Source organism: Pseudomonas sp. N-137 (assembly GCF_034555295.1).
Lineage (GTDB): Bacteria > Pseudomonadota > Gammaproteobacteria > Pseudomonadales > Pseudomonadaceae > Aquipseudomonas > Aquipseudomonas rhizophila.
Genome location: NZ_JAXUDQ010000006.1, coordinates 160,544 through 177,335, shown reverse-complemented (window position 1 = coordinate 177,335; position 16,792 = coordinate 160,544). Strand labels below are relative to the sequence as shown.

The 16,792-nt window shown below is 58.9% G+C and carries 16 protein-coding genes and 1 pseudogene; 6 read left to right on the top strand and 11 right to left on the bottom strand.

Annotated features, from left to right (window positions below; translation table 11 throughout):
- Positions 1-42: 42 nt before the first annotated feature.
- From arsJ to T3A99_RS03080, 5 genes are all read right to left on the bottom strand, one after another.
- Complete coding sequence (gene arsJ, locus T3A99_RS03100; protein ID WP_076384304.1) at positions 43-1,272, bottom strand: organoarsenical effux MFS transporter ArsJ; 1,230 nt, start codon at positions 1,270-1,272, stop codon at positions 43-45.
- Positions 1,273-1,281: 9 nt separating this feature from the next.
- Positions 1,282-2,286 carry an ArsJ-associated glyceraldehyde-3-phosphate dehydrogenase gene (locus T3A99_RS03095; protein WP_076384302.1) on the bottom strand — a complete coding sequence of 335 codons (1,005 nt, stop codon included), beginning with the start codon at positions 2,284-2,286 and terminating at the stop codon, positions 1,282-1,284.
- A gap of 68 nt (positions 2,287-2,354) precedes the next feature.
- Complete coding sequence (arsH, locus tag T3A99_RS03090) at positions 2,355-3,071, bottom strand: arsenical resistance protein ArsH (protein ID WP_322833925.1); 717 nt, start codon at positions 3,069-3,071, stop codon at positions 2,355-2,357.
- Positions 3,072-3,136: 65 nt separating this feature from the next.
- Positions 3,137-3,508, bottom strand: a complete 372-nt coding sequence (locus T3A99_RS03085; RefSeq protein WP_047225646.1) for a metalloregulator ArsR/SmtB family transcription factor — start codon at positions 3,506-3,508, stop codon at positions 3,137-3,139.
- 8 nt (positions 3,509-3,516) lie between these two features.
- The gene (locus T3A99_RS03080; protein WP_047225645.1) at positions 3,517-3,930 is read right to left on the bottom strand and encodes an arsenate reductase ArsC; all 414 of its coding nucleotides are present in this window, start codon (positions 3,928-3,930) and stop codon (positions 3,517-3,519) included.
- Between the two features lie 234 nt (positions 3,931-4,164).
- Here T3A99_RS03080 and arsB point away from each other — a divergent pair, with 234 nt between their 5' ends.
- Positions 4,165-5,250, top strand: a complete 1,086-nt coding sequence (gene arsB / locus T3A99_RS03075; protein WP_322833924.1) for an ACR3 family arsenite efflux transporter — start codon at positions 4,165-4,167, stop codon at positions 5,248-5,250.
- Between the two features lie 94 nt (positions 5,251-5,344).
- Here arsB and nhaA read toward each other — a convergent pair whose 3' ends face one another.
- On the bottom strand, positions 5,345-6,538 hold the full coding sequence (gene nhaA / locus T3A99_RS03070; protein WP_047225643.1) for a Na+/H+ antiporter NhaA: 1,194 nt from the start codon (positions 6,536-6,538) through the stop codon (positions 5,345-5,347).
- Between the two features lie 266 nt (positions 6,539-6,804).
- On the opposite strand from nhaA, the gene T3A99_RS03065 reads away from it, so the two are divergent.
- Positions 6,805-8,520 carry an amidase gene (locus tag T3A99_RS03065; RefSeq protein ID WP_322833923.1) on the top strand — a complete coding sequence of 572 codons (1,716 nt, stop codon included), beginning with the start codon at positions 6,805-6,807 and terminating at the stop codon, positions 8,518-8,520.
- Between the two features lie 33 nt (positions 8,521-8,553).
- Here the strand turns inward: T3A99_RS03065 and T3A99_RS03060 are convergent, their stop codons facing one another.
- Entirely contained in the window at positions 8,554-9,408 is an 855-nt protein-coding gene (locus T3A99_RS03060) for a LysR family transcriptional regulator (protein WP_047225642.1), read from the bottom strand.
- A gap of 74 nt (positions 9,409-9,482) precedes the next feature.
- On the opposite strand from T3A99_RS03060, the gene T3A99_RS03055 reads away from it, so the two are divergent.
- Positions 9,483-10,430, top strand: coding sequence for a DMT family transporter (locus T3A99_RS03055; protein ID WP_076384298.1), 948 nt, complete (start codon positions 9,483-9,485; stop codon positions 10,428-10,430).
- Between the two features lie 6 nt (positions 10,431-10,436).
- On the opposite strand, the gene T3A99_RS03050 is transcribed toward T3A99_RS03055, so the two are convergent.
- Both T3A99_RS03050 and T3A99_RS03045 read right to left on the bottom strand, forming a co-directional pair.
- Positions 10,437-10,916: a DUF488 family protein gene (locus tag T3A99_RS03050; RefSeq protein ID WP_230682590.1), complete on the bottom strand. Its 480-nt coding sequence runs from the start codon at positions 10,914-10,916 to the stop codon at positions 10,437-10,439.
- Between the two features lie 149 nt (positions 10,917-11,065).
- The gene (locus T3A99_RS03045) at positions 11,066-11,974 is read right to left on the bottom strand and encodes a LysR substrate-binding domain-containing protein (protein WP_076386626.1); all 909 of its coding nucleotides are present in this window, start codon (positions 11,972-11,974) and stop codon (positions 11,066-11,068) included.
- Positions 11,975-12,065: 91 nt separating this feature from the next.
- On the opposite strand from T3A99_RS03045, the pseudogene T3A99_RS03040 reads away from it, so the two are divergent.
- A pseudogene (locus T3A99_RS03040) lies at positions 12,066-13,057 on the top strand (DMT family transporter).
- 67 nt (positions 13,058-13,124) lie between these two features.
- A complete protein-coding gene (locus T3A99_RS03035; protein WP_076384292.1) occupies positions 13,125-13,520 on the top strand; it encodes a VOC family protein in 396 nt (131 codons plus the stop codon).
- Here the strand turns inward: T3A99_RS03035 and T3A99_RS03030 are convergent.
- Entirely contained in the window at positions 13,517-14,461 is a 945-nt protein-coding gene (locus T3A99_RS03030; RefSeq protein ID WP_188250889.1) for a LysR family transcriptional regulator, read from the bottom strand. The two genes, T3A99_RS03035 and T3A99_RS03030, sit on opposite strands and share 4 nt — an antisense overlap.
- Positions 14,462-14,606: 145 nt before the next feature.
- Between T3A99_RS03030 and T3A99_RS03025 the strand changes: the two genes are divergently transcribed.
- Complete coding sequence (locus T3A99_RS03025; protein ID WP_188250888.1) at positions 14,607-15,809, top strand: MFS transporter; 1,203 nt, start codon at positions 14,607-14,609, stop codon at positions 15,807-15,809.
- Between the two features lie 71 nt (positions 15,810-15,880).
- On the opposite strand, the gene T3A99_RS03020 is transcribed toward T3A99_RS03025, so the two are convergent.
- A complete protein-coding gene (locus tag T3A99_RS03020) occupies positions 15,881-16,660 on the bottom strand; it encodes an EAL domain-containing protein (protein WP_047225635.1) in 780 nt (259 codons plus the stop codon).
- Positions 16,661-16,792: the final 132 nt, after the last annotated feature.

Here is a 16,792-nt window from a genome sequence, read left to right as displayed (position 1 = left end):
GAGAAAGTATCGAGGCCGTTTCTTAACGAAGTCTGAAGGTGGTTAAAGATCGACCGCCGGACTGGCGTGACGAGGCAATCCAATGGAAATCAAAGCGGCGAGCAGCACGAAGGCGCTGGAGATCCATAAGCACGCCTGCAGCCCGTACACTTGATAAACCCAGCCAGAAAGCACCGTTCCGATCAGCCGTCCCATGGCGTTGGACATGTAGTAAAAACCCACATCCAGCGATACGCCGTCTTCCTTGGCGTAGGACACGATCAAATAGCTGTGCAACGAAGAGTTCACCGCGAACAGCGCACCAAAGACCATGAGCCCACCCAGTAGCACCGTCTGTGGTGCCAACCCGCTGTCGAGTCCTAGCGCAATGGCCGCGGGCAGACCCGCCAATGCCATTGCCCACAGACACGCCGCGCGACCATCCGGCACGTGCCCACGTTTCTTGCCAGTGATGTTGGGCGCAAAAGACTGCACGATGCCGTAGCCGATCACCCAAGCCGCGAGGAAACCGCCGACTTTCCAGAAGTCCCAACCGAAAACACTGCTCAGGTAAACCGGCAGGGCCACCACGAACCAGACGTCGCGGGCACCGAACAAGAACATCCGTGCCGCCGACAAAATGTTGATCGCGCGGCTCTTGGAGAGGATGTCGCGAAACCTGGGCTTGGCTTTCGCTTTACCCAGATCCTTTTTCAACAGGATCAGGCTGGCGATCCAGATCAACGCCAGTACGCCGGCCATCGCCAGCAGCGCACCTTTGAAGCCGATGAGGGCCAGCAAGGCGCCCCCCAGGAAGAAACCAACGCCCTTGAGGGCATTCTTGGAGCCGGTGAGAATCGCCACCCACTTGTACAGTTGCCCCTGTTGACCATCGGGAACCAGCAGCTTGATCGAGCTTTTCGCGCTCATCTTGTTCAGGTCTTTGGCGATCCCGGACAGCGCCTGAGCCCCCATCACCCAGGGGATGGTCAACCAGGCCAAGGGAACTGTCAGCATCAACAGCGCCACGACCTGCATCCCCAGGCCGATATTCATGGTTCGGTTCAGGCCAAGCCGGGCACCGAGGTAGCCGCCCACCAGGTTGGTGATCACGCCGAAGATTTCGTAGAACAAAAACAGCGCGGCGATTTGCAGCGGGCTGTAGCCCAACGCATGAAAATGCAGCACCACCAACATCCGCAAGGCGCCATCGGTGAGGGTGAAGGCCCAGTAATTGCCGGTGACGAGCAGGTACTGCCGCACTTGCGGAGCGAGGGCTGACAACGCTTTCATGACCATTCCTCAGACTGTCCGACCGACCATCCGGGCCAGTTCCACGGTGCGGTTGGCATAGCCCCACTCATTGTCGTACCAGGCGTAGAGTTTGACCTGGGTGCCATTGATGACCATGGTCGACAGCGCATCAATGATCGACGAGCGCGGGTCGGTTCGGTAATCGATGGACACCAATGGGCGCTCCTCAAAACCGAGGATGTCCTTGAGTTCGTTCTCGGAAGCGTCCTTGAGGAACTGATTCACTTCTTCGACGGTGGTGGCTCGCTCGACCTCGAAGACACAATCGGTCAGCGAAGCGTTGGCCAGTGGCACGCGCACGGCGTGACCATTGAGGCGCCCGCGCAGCTCCGGGAAGATTTCCGCGATGGCGGTGGCCGAGCCGGTGCTGGTGGGAATCAGACTCATGCCCGAAGCCCGCGCACGGCGCAGGTCCTTGTGGGGTTGATCGAGGATGCTCTGGGTGTTGGTCAGGTCGTGAATGGTGGTGATCGAACCGTGGCGTATGCCGAGCTTCTCGTGGATGACTTTCACCACCGGCGCCAGGCAGTTGGTGGTGCATGAAGCGGCGGTGACGATGGCATGGTCGTCGGGCTTGAACAGCTGATGATTGACGCCCATGACGACGTTCAATGCACCTTTTTCCTTCACCGGGGCGCTGACCACCACGCGCTTCACACCCTGGTCGAGATAGCCCTGAAGCACGGCAACCGTCTTCATTTTTCCGCTGGCTTCGATCACCAGATCGCAGCCCGACCAATCGGTGTCGGCAATCGCTTTATTGGCCGTGACCTTGATGCGCTTGCCATCGATGACGATGTTGTCGCCCTCGGAGCCAGCCTCTGCATTCCAGCGACCATGCACCGAATCGAAGTTCAACAGATGCGCATGGGTCGCGGCGTCACCCGCCGGATCGTTGATCTGCACGAAGTCGAACTCCGGCCAATGCCAGGCGGCCCGCAATGCCAGGCGACCGATACGTCCAAAACCGTTGATACCCACTTTGATCGTCATGTTGTTGTGCTCCTATGGCTGGTGTCTATGGAGTTCGACTGCCGGTCGAACCAGGCGTTGGGCTTGACTCAGATGGAGCGCTGATTGACGCGATTCATCAATTCTTGCGCCGACTCCTTGCGCTCGGAATAACGGTCGACCAGGTAATCCTGGCGGTCGCGAAGCAGCAGCGTGAACTTCACCAATTCCTCCATCACATCCACCACGCGGTCATAGAACGGCGAAGGCTTCATCCGGCCGCTGTCGTCAAACTCCATATAGGCCTTCGGCACGGAAGATTGGTTGGGAATGGTGAACATGCGCATCCAGCGTCCCAGCACCCGCAGCTGATTGACCACGTTGAACGACTGCGAGCCACCGCATACCTGCATGACAGCGAGGGTTTTGCCCTGGGTCGGGCGTACCGCGCCCATGGCCAGCGGCACCCAATCAATCTGCGCCTTGAACACCGCGCTCATGGACCCGTGGCGTTCCGGCGAGCACCAGACCTGGCCTTCGGACCACTGCATCAGCTGGCGCAGCTCCTGGACCCGGGGGTGATCGACCGGTGCGTCATCCGGCAACGGCAGACCCGACGGATTGAAAATCCGCGCCTCGGCGCCGAAGTGCTCCAACAACCGAGCGGCCTCCTCTACCAACAGGCGACTGAAGGAACGCTCGCGCGTCGATCCGTACAGCAGCAAAATGCGTGGCTTGTGGCTGGATGTGGTTTCGATACCGAGTTTGTCTGTCGACGGAAGATCAACCAGTTCGGTTTCGAGTTGGGGAATAGAGTCATCAAACATAGTCTTTTCCTGCGCGACGGCGCTTTGGGAATCATCAAACCAGCGGCATCGTCTACCGGGGCTCGTCAGGCAATTTTGCTCTCACAACAAATGGCGACCCGTTCAGGACGGTCCCCCATTGCTTCCAGACGCTTGGCATCGGGGCTTAACCAGTGCTTGTTGGTTTCGAGTACCACGGTCAGTACCTGCAGCACCCAGTCAGGAAGATTGGGGTGCAGTCGGTAGTAAACCCATTGACCTTGCCGACGGTCCGAGAGCAAACCGCAGGTGCGCAACTGCGCCAAGTGCCTGGAGACTTTGGGCTGACTCTCGTTCAACGCACAGGTCAGCTCGCAGACGCACAACTCCCCCTCTCGGGTGATCAGCAGCATCATGCGCACCCGATTGTCGTCGGCCAGGCATTTGAAGACAGTGGTCGGGGTCAGATGGTCAGCCATTTCAGTTCTCAGTGTTTGGTTTTCACCAAGACAAACATCTTGATGCGCTCATGAATTTCGTGAAGCGTGTGACGGAACGCGTCGGGCTTGGTGCTGGTGACCGGATCTTCAAAGCTCCAGGTCAAGGCCTCGCCAGCATCGGGGAGCGACTGGCACTGCGCAGTTGCTTTATCGCACAGGGTAATCACGTAATCGAAACGCTCTCCCTGAAACTCATCAATCGACTTGCTGCGTAACCCGTCAGTACTGATTCCAAGGTGCGACAAGACCTCGAAGGTGCGCGGGTCGACCGCGGTCGGAACCGTGCCGGCGCTGAACGCCTCGAAATGTTCCGAATCCGTGTGCCTGAGCAGCGCTTGGGCTAACTGGGAACGAGCAGCGTTGGCGGTGCAGACGAAGAGAACGCGGGCTTTGCCAGTCATGATGAAGCCTCATCCAATATACGGAAAACCGAATATATGATTATCCGAATATAAGGTAAAGCCCCCGCCGTTTATTTTCCCTGCCACGCGCCGTCTACAATCAGAACGAGATAGAATCCTCTGGGGGGTATTCTCTGAACAGGATCGCGCTCAGTTCAGAAATATATGTTTTTTTCCATATACGCTCTGCATCCGGAACCTGTGCGCGCAGACGTACAAAGAAGAGGTTTGAGTATGAGCACCCGCCAGCCCATCGGCTTTTTCGAGCGCTACCTGTCAGTGTGGGTCGCCCTCTGTATCGCCGCCGGCATTGGTCTGGGCAGTCTGTTCCCACGGCTGTTCCAGACCATGGCCGATTATGAATACGGTTCGGTCAATTTCATTGTCGCGGTACTGATCTGGCTGATGGTCTATCCGATGATGGTGTCGGTGGACTTCTCCAGCCTCAAGCGCATTCACGAACGGCCCAAGGGGCTGATCATCACCCTGGTGGTCAACTGGTTGATCAAACCGTTCACCATGGCCGGGCTGGGGGTGTTGTTCTTTCATTATTTCTTTATCGACCTGATCGATCCTCGCGATGCCGGCCAATACATCGCCGGTCTGATCCTGCTCGGCGCCGCGCCGTGTACCGCCATGGTGTTCGTCTGGTCGCAGCTGACACGCGGCGACGCCACCTACACCCTGGCGCAGGTGGCACTGAATGACGTGATCATGATCTTCGCCTTCGCGCCGCTGGTGGCGCTGTTGCTCGGCGTGACTGACATTGAGGTGCCTTGGGCAACCCTGATCCTTTCGGTCGGGCTGTATGTGTTGATCCCGCTGATTGCCGGGGTACTCACCCGGCTGAAGCTCAGTGCCTCGGCGCAAAACGCCGGCGAGGCCGAGTATGCGGTCACGCGCTTCAACGCTCGGGTCAAACCCCTGTCGATACTCGGCCTGCTGGGCACCGTGGTGCTGCTTTTCGGGTTTCAGGGGCAGATCATTCTGGATAAACCACTGCTGATTGCTTTGATTGCCGTGCCCTTGCTGATCCAGTCCTACGGCATTTTTGCCATTGCTTACGCGGCTGCGCGGCTATGGAAAGTACCCTTTAACGTGGCGGCACCCTGCGCCCTGATCGGCACCTCGAATTTCTTCGAGCTGGCGGTGGCGGTGGCAATTGGTTTGTTCGGCCTTAACTCCGGGGCGGCCCTGGTCACCGTGGTCGGGGTGCTGGTGGAAGTGCCGGTGATGCTGTCGCTGGTGGCTTTTGCCAACCGGACCCAGGCCTGGTTCCCGAAAGAAAGCGTAGAAATGACGCCAACCGCCTCGCCATGACCACAGCATCGCTGCGAACGAGAAATACTGCGGTTAACCCAGGCGAGATGAACTGGATAACGCGGCATGGACAATGCCCCTGCCGCGTCTCACATCAGTTTTTCTTGGGACCTACTTTCATCAGCAACATGACGCCGATGATGGCCGACAGGGTCGAGCCCAGCAGCACACCGACTTTGACCTCATCGACCAGATGCGGCGCATTGGGAAATGCCAGCGCACCGATGAACAGGCTCATGGTGAATCCGATCCCGCACAACAGCGCCACGCCGTACATCTGCGACCATCTGGCCCCCTCAGGCAGTTTGGCCAAGCCGAAACGAATGGCCAGCGCCGCCAACCCGAACACCCCAAGCTGTTTGCCCAGCAACAGCCCCATCGCCACGCCCATCGGTACCGGATCAAGCAGATTATTCGGCGAAATACCGGCCAGGGACACGCCGGCATTGGCGAAGCCGAAGATGGGCACGACCGCAAAAGCCACCCATGGATGCATCTTTTCTTCGAGGTAGAGCAGCGGCGACCACCCGCCTTCGTTGGAATCTCCAAGGGGGATACAGAGGGCAAGAATGACCCCGGCCAAGGTCGCATGGATGCCCGATTGCAGCATGAAGTACCAGAGCAGTGCACCGGCTATCACATAGGGAAACAGCCGCTTGACGCCGCAACGGTTGAGTACCACCAGCAGTGCCGTAACGCCCAGGGACGCCAGCAGCATGTTCGTCGACAAGTCGCTGGTGTAGAAGATCGCGATGATGAGGACGGCCCCAAGGTCATCCAGAATCGCCAGCGCGGAGAGAAAGATTTTCAAGGAAATGGGCACACGCTTGCCCAGCAGCGACAACACCCCCAAAGCAAACGCGATGTCAGTTGCGGTGGGAATCGCCCAGCCGCTCAAAGTCTGTGCATTACCCCAGTTGATCGCCACGTAGATCAAGCCCGGCAGCAGCATACCGCCCAGCGCCGCAAATCCCGGAAGGGCTCGTTGGCCCCAACTCGACAACTGGCCTTCAAGCATTTCACGCTTGATCTCAAGGCCGACCAGTAAAAAGAACAGAGCCATCAGGCCATCATTGATCCAGTGCCCCACCGAAAGCCCCAGGGCTTTGATGTGCAGCGTGGAGAAGTACACTTCTGACCAGGGCGAATTGGCTACGATCAGCGCGGCCAGGGCGGAAGCCATCAGGATCAGGCCGCCAGCGGATTCAGCGGCGAAAAAACGGGAGAGGAAAGCCATGGCGGAAGGTGACTCACTTTTATTATTCAGGCGCAACGGTTCCGGGCTCATAGGCACAGCGACTCCGCGCTGGCGGCCCGACCTGCGCTTGATTAAACCTGCCCTGCCGCGTTTTGCGGTGACACCCTTGGGCCGTATTCTATACAAAAGGTACTGCCCGAGTGTGGGCGGTTTTCTAATTAGGCCCTCTGGCGGTTATCCCGTAGTAAAGTGCATGCAACCAACATGAGAACCCACTTTGAGATGTCTGAAGTGCCCAAGACCCAGTTTGAATGGCCCCGCGCGTCACACCCCCAGTCAGCCGCAACGGTAACAGCATGATCGAAATTACCGAAGTCTCCATCGCACAACTGCGCGCAGCGCTCCAGTCCGGTCAGACGACCGCGGTCGAACTCGTCCAGGCCTACCTTGCCAGGATCGATGCCTATGACGGCGCCGACACGTCCACCGCCCTCAACGCTGTGGTCGTGCGAAACCCCGATGCCCTGGAAGAAGCACAGGCGTCCGATGCCCGTCGGGCCAAGGGACAAACCCTCGGTCCGCTCGATGGCATTCCCTATACCGCCAAGGACAGTTATCTGGTGAAGGGGCTCACGGCGGCTTCTGGCAGTCCGGCGTTCGCGAACCTGATCGCTTATCGCGATGCGTTCACCATCGAACGGCTTCGCGCCGCCGGGGCGATCTGCCTGGGCAAGACCAACATGCCGCCCATGGCCAATGGCGGCATGCAGCGCGGTGTCTATGGCCGGGCTGAAAGCCCCTATAACGCGGACTACCTCACCGCCCCTTTCGCATCGGGCTCCTCGAACGGTGCAGGCACTGCAACGGCAGCCAGTTTCGCCGCATTCGGCCTTGCCGAAGAAACCTGGTCGAGCGGCCGGGGCCCGGCCTCGAACAACGGATTGTGTGCCTATACACCTTCGCGCGGGGTGATTTCGGTACGCGGGAACTGGCCGTTGACGCCAACAATGGACGTCGTCGTGCCCTATGCCAGGACGATGGCGGATCTTCTCGAAGTGCTCGACGTCGTGGTGGCGGACGATCCTGATACCCGGGGCGATCTGTGGCGCATGCAACCCTGGGTGCCCCTCCCGCCTGTCGACTCGGTTCGCCCCGCCTCATACCCGGGCCTTGCCGCCCATAAGGAAGCACTCGCTGGGGTCCGCTTCGGGGTTCCGCGCATGTACATCAACGCCGATCCCGAAGCGGGCACGGCTGAGGCTCCCGGCATTGGCGGGCCGACGGGGCAGCGAATCAACACCCGTGCCTCGGTCATGGCCCTGTGGGAAGACGCCCGCAAGGCGCTCCAAGCCTGTGGCGCGCAAGTGATTGAGGTCGATTTCCCGCTGGTGTCCAACTGCGAAGGTGATCGTCCGGGCGCGCCGACCGTATTCACTCGGGGCCTGGTGTCCAAGGAGTTCCTGCACCATGAGTTGTGGGACATGTCGGCCTGGGCGTTCGATGACTTTCTGCGGGCCAACGGTGATCCGAAACTCAATCGCCTGGCCGATGTTGACGGACCGCTGATATTCCCCCATGACCCGGGCACCCTGCCCAACCGTGAGGACGACCTGGCCGCTGGCATGGATGAATACGTCAGGATGGCCGAGCGCGGCATTACGCCGTGGGACCAGATCCCCACCCTGGCGGACGGACTGCGGGGCCTTGAACAGACACGTCGAATCGATCTTGAAGACTGGATGGACCGGCTTGGGCTCGATGCGGTGATATTCCCGACAGTCGCCGACGTTGGCCCCGCAGATGCAGATATCAACCCGGCGTCCGCCGATATCGCCTGGAGCAACGGGGTCTGGGTCGCCAATGGCAACCTGGCCATCCGGCACCTGGGCGTGCCCACCGTTACTGTGCCGATGGGCGTGATGGCGGACATTGGCATGCCTGTAGGGCTGACGTTTGCCGGACGTGCCTATGACGATTCGACCCTGTTGCGCCTGGCTTCGGCGTTTGAGTCGCTGGGCTCCAAACGGGTGATCCCGCCGCGGACGCCGCCGTTGTCGGGCAGTAAAAAATAAACCTGGTGGGCGGGGTTGCCCCCGCCCCTTTCATCAAAGCCGAAAATATTGCTGCATGGCCCGGGAGAGCAGGTTCACCGCCTCATCGGCATGGGACGCCTGCGCTCGAATGAACACCACCTCGTGCTCCGGCACCCGGGGCAGATCATCGAGGATCTGCATCTTGTCCGTCACCCGGGCCCGGTCTATCAGACTGATCGCCAAGCCGGCCTCCACACACGCCTTGACGGCCTGGGTGGAGGGGCTTTCCAGGACAATGCGCGACTTGCGAGCGCATTGCTTCAGCGCTTCCACCATGGCTTGTCGATAAGGGCACTGCGCCGCATGCACGGCCAGTGGCAGCGGCTGCGTCGAGGCAATCACGCTATTGATCGGGCCGACCCAAACAGGTGTCGTGGAGGTTAACCGCAGCGACTCTGTGTCCGGCAGCTCCTTCGGCCGGGCAATCATCGCAGCCTGGAGTTTTTCACGTTGAACCTGATCACGTAGCGCGTAGCTTGGCGCCGTCCTGAGCTCCAGTACCACGTTCGGCCAGGCGGCTGCGAATGTCGGAAGGATGTCGCGGATGACATGGTCCGCATATTCATCCGGCACGCCCAAGGTGATACGCCCCGCCAGACGGGTGCCATGCAGATCGGCCAAGACCCGGTCGTGGGTACTGAGCAACTCGGTGGTAGACAGGAGCAAACGCTTGCCCAGTGCGGTCAGGGAAACCGCCTGATTGTCACGGTTGAGCAATCGTCCACCGGCGACCGCTTCCAGCCGCTGGATGTGCACGCTCACCGCTGCCGGGCTTTTGTGCAGTTGCTCCGCCGCCGCACTGAATTTGCCGATGCGCGCCACCGCATGAAAAGTCCGTATCAGTTCGATATCGAGTATGGCCGGCATAATTCAACCTTTGTGAATGACTGCTGCACTATATTTTGATTTATTAGATTAGCCTGCTTTCGTAGCCTGTGGGCATGAATGCATACCGATCGATCTCATGCCCTGCTCTCTCCAAACCTCAATGGCACCAGGCGATACCTCTGTTCTTACTCGAGGCGGCGCTGGTGTTGAGCTGGAGTTCAGGCTTCATCGGCGCGCGCTTCTCGCTTGATTACGCGCCGCCGTTACTGGTCGTGTTCTGGCGCTGCGTGCTGGTCACGCTCGTTCTGTTCCCGTTTGTCGCCAGGAACTTGAGGCGAACCTCGGCTGCCGTGCTGCTGAAAAACGCCGGCATCGGTTTGCTGGCCATGGCGGGGTATCTGGCGGGTATTACCCAAGGCATTGCCTTGGGCGTACCGGCCGGGCTCGCTGCCCTGTTCGCCGACCTTCTGCCCATGGGCCTGGCTTTATTGGCCGCGGGCGTCCTGGGACAGCGACTGGCCTGGCCGGTTTGGGCCGGCCTGGTCATCGGCCTGATCGGGGCCGCGCTGGTGACACATGGCGCGCTGGCCTGGGGCGATGCGCCCTTATGGGCTTATGCGCTGCCGCTGCTTGGCATGCTTTCACTCGCCGTCGCGACATTGTGGCAAAAGCACCTCCCGCCATCGCAGTCCTTGGGCCTACTCCCCAACCTATGGCTGCAATGCTGTGTTTCGGGCTTTGCCTTCGCTTTGGTCGAGGGCTTACAGGGCAGCCTCGCACCGATACCCAGCACAGGTTTTATCTTGAGTGTCCTGTGGACCGCGGGCTTGTCTACGATTGGCGGATATGGGCTCTACTGGCTGTGCCTGCGCCGCGCGTCAGCCACCCGGGTCGCCAGCGTCCTGTACCTCAGCCCCCCCGTTACGATGCTGTGGGCCTGGGCGATGTTCAACGAACCTCTTTCCTGGCAAATGGTGTCGGGCATGGCGGTGTCCGGGATCGGCATCTGGATGGTGGTGCGCACCGAAGCTCGGCAGCCAGTGGCCGACACAGCTCAGTAGCCCTGTTCACTCTCCAGCGGGATAAGTCAATTTCAGCCCGTGAACCTTCGCAGCCGGACTCAACACCGCTGTATTGGCTTTATCTTTGTCCATGATATGGATGACTTCTACACCGCGAAGCAACAGATAGTCGGCGACGATCCTGCGATGGCAACGCCACCAAACAGCCTCCGCACACATGATGGCGCAGTGGTGAGTCTTGCTGAGCGCGAGGAGGCGATTCAGACCGACCTCAAATTCTTGCGAAAGGGCGTAGTCCGCGTAGTTATGGAAACTTCGATTGACCCAGAATGCGTTGACCTCATCGGCAACGGTCTTTGATTTTTTTCGTAATCCGCCAAGCTCCGGAATCTGTTGATGCCCGATATCGAATTCGGCCAGTCGGTGTGCAAGCGTATCCAGATTGTATTGAGGATTTGTCCGTGATCGCGGGACGGTCCTGATATCGACAATGGTATCGACACCAAAACCGCTGACGATCTCCACGAACTGTTCGAGGGTTCGGGTCGAATGACCCACTGTGTAAACACAGACACTTTGCATAAATACTAATCCACACCTGATTTCTTTCAGATGACCTGTGCAAGCAAGCCAGGTTCTAGTGGATTCACGCAAATCCGCCAGGGTGACAGCCGTCAGCCCTCACTTGCCAACTCCCCCTCAAGCCACTCGATCAGTGCGCTCACTTCAGCGCGATCTGCTGCGTGCGAATTTCTGAAAACCGATATCGCTTCAGGCAAGGGAACACTTTGCGCGCAAGGCCTCACCAAAGCCCCACGCTCAATCAGCCTTGCGGCGGTGCGGCGCCATCCCAGTGCAATTCCGTGCCCCTCCACCGCCGCCTGAAGCATCAAGGGGTAGCTGTCAAATACAGTGCCTTGAAGATCAACAGCCGGTATCTGTCCAAACGCTTTTAGCCAACCCTCCCACTGCATCCAGTGAGGCGGCGTAGTGCGATAGTGCAAAAGCGTGTGGCGAGCAAGCTCACTGACCTGCATGGGCGCTTGGACATTGAGGTATTGCGGACTGCACACCGGAAACACCTCATCGCTAGCGGTAAAGACCAGAACATGCGCACCACTGGGGCGCCCGGTGCTTTGCAAGGCCACGTCAAAATGCTCATTGAATTCAGTCAGCGGCCGGGTTGAAGTGGCCACCTGGATTTCGATCTCCGGGTATTGCTGGTGGAATGACGAAAGGCGCGGCATCAGCCAGTAGAACGCCTCGCACAATTGGCACAGCAGAACGACACGGTTCTTGCCAGGCGCCTGGCGAAGGGTCTCGGCGACATCGCTGATACTGCGCAAGGCGCTGCTCACCACACGCCCTAGCTCGCGTCCTTCCTGGGTGAGAAACACTGCGCGGTTGCGCCGACTGAAGAGCTTTAGCCCAAGATTCTCTTCAAGTCCCCGTATCTGCCGACTGATCGCCGCTTGGGTAATGTGCAGCTCCTCGGCGGCCTTCGAAAAACTCTCCAGCCGCGCCGCCGCTTCAAAAGGCAATAAACTGGCGAGCGGCGGTAAAGACTTTCCAAGCGTATTCATAATCACCGGTAATGCATCCGTGGCCGAGAACTCGTTTGTAGCATAGCCCTGACGCTGCGCAACATGAGCTGAATATCTCATGGATAGACCGATGCTCAGGAATGACTCAAACACCACCGCAGGCGTGGCCCTCGCCGTCGTCGCCACTCTGAGTTGGGCCTTGAATTTCGTAGCGCCCTACGTCACCGGTGCCTATTCGATCTACGACTTGATGATCGTTCGGTTTCTGATCGCCGGGACGCTGGGTATGGGCGTCATGGTGTTCTATCGAGCTCGACTTCGACGCCTGAGCCGCGAACAGCAGCTTCTTGGCGCAAGCCTGGGAATTATCGGGTACCTCGGCTATAGCACTTGCATTGCCGCCGGAGTGATTTACGGAGGGCCGGTACTGACCCCTGCACTTATTGGCATGGTGCCGCTTCTGCAGGCCGTGCTCGGCAACGCCACGAGCAGAACCCTCGAATGGCGCAAGCTCGTGATACCACTGGCGTTGATGACAGGCGGGCTGTTGCTGTTGAACGTCGGCAGTCTCAATCACCTCCCAACTGGCGACAGTGCCTGGCGCAAGGGGCTGTTCTTTTCAATCAGCGCAGTGATCCTCTGGCTCGTATTCGCCGCGTTGAATCAAAGGGGCCTGGAAAAACTTGCCGTCAACGCATCAGGGGCCTGGACCGGCTTGATGATGGCAGGCGCCGGGCTGGGCACCTTGATCGCCTTACCCGCCGTACTGGTGCTTGATCTTCTGAAACTGCCAAGTCTGGGCTTCAGTGTTTCCGTGGCTGGGCCGTTGTATGCCTGGGGGCTCTTATCGCGCTGATGTCATCGGTCGTCGGGGCCTGGGCGTGGAATGCCGCGTCCCGTCGCCTGCCCATGGTGCTTAGCGGGCAACTGATATCCCTGGAGTCGCTCTTCGCGACGATACTGGGCCTGATGTTTCATCAGCGGCTGCCCACACTTTGGGAAACCTCAGGGCTAGCCGGTGTTCTTGTCGGCGTGGTTGTGGCCGTTCGTATCATCCTGACATCCAGTGAATCGACCGACCGCGCCCGACACGAGGAGAACATCGCCAGGCGCACCCGGTGATGCATCTTTCACTGATCATCGTTTCGCGCCAGACTCATTCGATTCCCTGACCGCAAGGATAGCCAGCATGATCTCTCACGTTTTCCTAGGCATAGGCGATTTCGACCGCGCGTTCGCTTTCCATTCAAAGATAATGGCCGGGCTGGGCCTTACGTTGAAGTTCTGCGACGCCACTAAAGGCTGGGCCGGTTGGGTTTGCGAGGGCTCGCCTCGGCCGATCTTCGTGATTGGAAAACCATTTGACGGCAACCCAAGCGCGCCCGGTAACGGTCAGATGGTGGCGCTGCTGGCACCCAGCCGGGAGCTTGTCGCACGCAGCCACGCAATGGCGCTGGCCCTGGGAGGAACGTGTGAGGGAGCGCCTGGATTGAGGCCCCATTACCACCCCGACTATTACGGCGCCTATTTTCGAGACCTCGACGGCAACAAGCTGTGTGTCTGCTGCCATGATCCGCTGGGTTAGACGTCCACGGCTTTGCGAGGATTGCCTTCTACCGGCTGACACAAATTGGCCGCAAGTGCTTCCAGCAAGGCACTGACCTTGGGAAGCTTCTCACGGCTTTTCTGCCAGGCAAGGTTGATCACCATTCCGTCGGTTGCCAGATGGGCAAGCACCTCAATCAACGTGCCCTCCTCAAGCTGCCGCTGGATCAACCATGAAGGTAACTGTGCAATCCCGCACCCGGCCGATACCGCAGCAACCAGCCCTTCACCGTCCCCCACGACCAACGCTGGCGACACCTGCTTTCTTACCGTCTCGCCGGGACGCTCACCGGCAAAATTCCACGGACTGAGCTTGCCGTCCGGCCAGCCATAGGCGATGCACTGGTGATGTTCCAGATCGCGATCGGTCATGGGGATGCCATGCTTGGCCAAGTACATGGGTGAAGCACAGAAGACATGCCATTCACGACCCAGGTAACGATGCCCCAGCGCGTCAGGCCAAACCTGTGAGCCGCCAATGGTGACGACGATATCCACGCCTTCCTGGAGAGGGTCGATGAAACGATCCGTGAACGAGATGTGCGGCACCAGCCGCGGATAGTCCTGGATACACCGCAAGATGATGGGCATCACTTGCGAACGACCAAAGGCTGCCGGAAGGTCAAGCCGGACCCTGCCCTGTGGCTCGGCGTCTTCAGCACGCAGAGACAGCTCGGCCTCTTCAAGGTCTGCAAGCACCCCCGTGCAGGTGCGATAGAACGCCGTCCCAGCGTCCGTCAGCGATACCCGCCGGGTGGTGCGATCGAACAATCGAGCGCCAAGGCGGCTCTCCAGACGGGCGACGCTTTTGCTGATGGCCGAGCCCGTGAGGCTCATCCGCTCTGCGGCGACCTTGAAGCTGCCGGATTCGGCGACGCAGACAAAGACATCGATCCCCTTCAATCGCTCGGAGGAAAACATTAGGCGTCCTGTTATTGATGAATTGAGTTCAACCTGCAATGGAAAATCCATCATAAATCAGAACTGGATTCCTCAGTAAACTTGCCGCGAGCGTATTGCGCCACGCTGCGCCCCTGGCAATGATCGATTGAACAAAGAGGCAAGGATGCTCGCTACCCTTAGAAACTACCCCACGACCGTCAACCTGCTGCTTTGCGCGTCTTCGATACTGACGTTGAGCCGAGCGATCACGCTGCCCTATCTGGTTATCTATCTGTCCGAAAACTTCGCCATGGGTGTGGCGGATATCGGAGTGGTCATCGGCAGCACACTGATCATTGGATCGCTATTGAGCCTCTATGGCGGTTTCCTGGTTGACAGGCTATCCAGCTACCGACTCATTCTGGGGTTCAGTGGGTTGTTCAGCCTGGGGTTCCTTGGGGCAGTCGTGACGCGCGAACTCTGGCTTTTTTTCATCTGCCTGGTGCTGATCAATCTGGCATATGCCGTCATCGATATAGCGGTCAAAGCGGGATTTGGCAGCTTGCTCCCCGCCGCCGAACGCAGCGAAGTGTTCTCGATCAAATACACGTTGACCAACATCGGCTATGCCGTCGGACCGTTTCTCGGGGCGGGAATTGCCAAGCTAGGGATCAGCTTGCCCTTTCTATTGTCTGCCGGGCTCGGTGCCGGCTTCTTTCTCATTTACTTCGTTTGGGGCGACAGACATTCCGCCCCCGTCGACGCAGGCCAGACGCCTGCGCCTTTCCTGGCGGTGGGCAAGGTTCTGCTCCAGGATTACCGGCTGGTATGTTTCACACTAGGCGGCCTGCTCAGCGCCGTGGTCTTCGGCCAGTTCACCGCCTATCTCTCGCAGTATCTGGTGGTTACAACCACGCCGGAGAACACCTACCGAATCATCAGCGCTATCGTCACGACCAATGCGCTGATGGTGATCAGCTTGCAATATTCCATCGGCAAGAAAATATCCCATCGGCATCTGAATCTTTGGCTAGTGGCCGGGCTGGGAATGTTCCTCATGGGCCTGGCCGGTTTCGCCCTGTCCAACTCGGTGATGTTCTGGGTGATGTCCATGGCTGTATTCACTGTCGGGGAAATAATCGTATTCCCCGCGGAATACATGTTCATCGACAACATCGCGCCCAACCATCTGCGCGGCATGTACTACGCCGCGCAGAACCTCGGCAACCTGGGGGCCGCGGCCGGGCCGTTGCTCTGCGGCGTGGTCCTGGCCACGCAACCGCCCCACAGCATTTTCTACATGCTCGCGCTCTTTATTATCGCGGGAGGAGCTTTTTATATATTGGGTGCTTCCCGCTGGATCAACCACGGCCGACAAAAACCGTGAAAAGCCTCTGCCATCTCACCCAGCGAACAAAAAAGCTGTCTTTGGAAAACGCCTTGAACGGCCCGTACGCCTCAGTCAAAACTGCCAGGCGGGAGGCGACCGACCTCAGGTCTTGCGAACAGGTATCCCTGCATCAGATCGATACCCAGCTCCAGAAGCGCGGCGCTTTCCCCTCGCGTCTCAATGCCCTCGGCTATGACGGTAATGCCCAGGCGTTTGGCGACCAGGACGATACCCTCGACAATCGCTTGCTTGACGGTGTCTTGATCAATCGTGCGGGTCAACGCCATATCAATCTTCAGCACTTGCGGCTGAAACATGGCCAGCAGATTGAGTCCTGAGTAACCGGAGCCGAAATCGTCAATGGCGGTGGTGAAACCCTGGCGCTCGTACTCCACGAAAATCGACTTGAGGTGCTCAGGATCTACCACTTTCTCGCCTTCCGTCACTTCGAACATGAGTCGGTTTGGCGGGAAGTTTGTATTACGTGCGGCTTCCAGGGTTGCCCGGATACAGGTCTCGGGCCTGTACACGGCATTGGGCAGGAAATTGATGCTGAGCAGGCAATCGGCAATGTCCAGAATGCCCAGCCGGGCGGCTTCCTCGATCGCCTTCACGCGACACGCCTGGTCGAACCGGTAGCGGTTACCGTCATTGACCAGTCCAAGAATGTAGCCTGCCGATTCGCCATTGACGCCCCGCACCAACGCCTCATAAGCGAACGCGGTGCGCGTTCGTACATTGAAGATGGGTTGAAAGGCCATTGTGAAGTCGAACCCCAGCGCCTCATGGTTGCGGCATTCGGCGCAACCGAGGGATTTGAAGGCTGGGTCGGAGGAGTCTTGGGTCATGATCAGTATTCCGTTGCTTAACGGGGCATCCCCTGCACATGCAAGGAACTGTAGTCGACACCGTTTGAATCGGCACAGTCCGAGCTTTCTGGAGGACGTTTGAGTCCATGATTACCGACGGGACTCCTCCAG

Excerpts from the sequence above, each read along its gene's own strand:
- T3A99_RS03030 (WP_188250889.1), bottom strand. The coding sequence starts at position 14,461 with ATGTTTTCCTCCGAGCGATTGAAGGGGATCGATGTCTTTGTCTGCGTC.
- nhaA (WP_047225643.1), bottom strand. The coding sequence starts at position 6,538 with ATGAGCCCGGAACCGTTGCGCCTGAATAATAAAAGTGAGTCACCTTCC.
- T3A99_RS03055 (WP_076384298.1), top strand. The coding sequence starts at position 9,483 with ATGAATGCATACCGATCGATCTCATGCCCTGCTCTCTCCAAACCTCAA.
- T3A99_RS03045 (WP_076386626.1), bottom strand. The coding sequence starts at position 11,974 with ATGAATACGCTTGGAAAGTCTTTACCGCCGCTCGCCAGTTTATTGCCT.
- arsJ (WP_076384304.1), bottom strand. The coding sequence starts at position 1,272 with ATGAAAGCGTTGTCAGCCCTCGCTCCGCAAGTGCGGCAGTACCTGCTC.
- arsH (WP_322833925.1), bottom strand. The coding sequence starts at position 3,071 with ATGTTTGATGACTCTATTCCCCAACTCGAAACCGAACTGGTTGATCTT.
- T3A99_RS03065 (WP_322833923.1), top strand. The coding sequence starts at position 6,805 with ATGATCGAAATTACCGAAGTCTCCATCGCACAACTGCGCGCAGCGCTC.
- T3A99_RS03080 (WP_047225645.1), bottom strand. The coding sequence starts at position 3,930 with ATGACTGGCAAAGCCCGCGTTCTCTTCGTCTGCACCGCCAACGCTGCT.
- T3A99_RS03020 (WP_047225635.1), bottom strand. The coding sequence starts at position 16,660 with ATGACCCAAGACTCCTCCGACCCAGCCTTCAAATCCCTCGGTTGCGCC.
- T3A99_RS03085 (WP_047225646.1), bottom strand. The coding sequence starts at position 3,508 with ATGGCTGACCATCTGACCCCGACCACTGTCTTCAAATGCCTGGCCGAC.
- arsB (WP_322833924.1), top strand. The coding sequence starts at position 4,165 with ATGAGCACCCGCCAGCCCATCGGCTTTTTCGAGCGCTACCTGTCAGTG.
- T3A99_RS03060 (WP_047225642.1), bottom strand. The coding sequence starts at position 9,408 with ATGCCGGCCATACTCGATATCGAACTGATACGGACTTTTCATGCGGTG.
- T3A99_RS03035 (WP_076384292.1), top strand. The coding sequence starts at position 13,125 with ATGATCTCTCACGTTTTCCTAGGCATAGGCGATTTCGACCGCGCGTTC.
- T3A99_RS03025 (WP_188250888.1), top strand. The coding sequence starts at position 14,607 with ATGCTCGCTACCCTTAGAAACTACCCCACGACCGTCAACCTGCTGCTT.
- T3A99_RS03095 (WP_076384302.1), bottom strand. The coding sequence starts at position 2,286 with ATGACGATCAAAGTGGGTATCAACGGTTTTGGACGTATCGGTCGCCTG.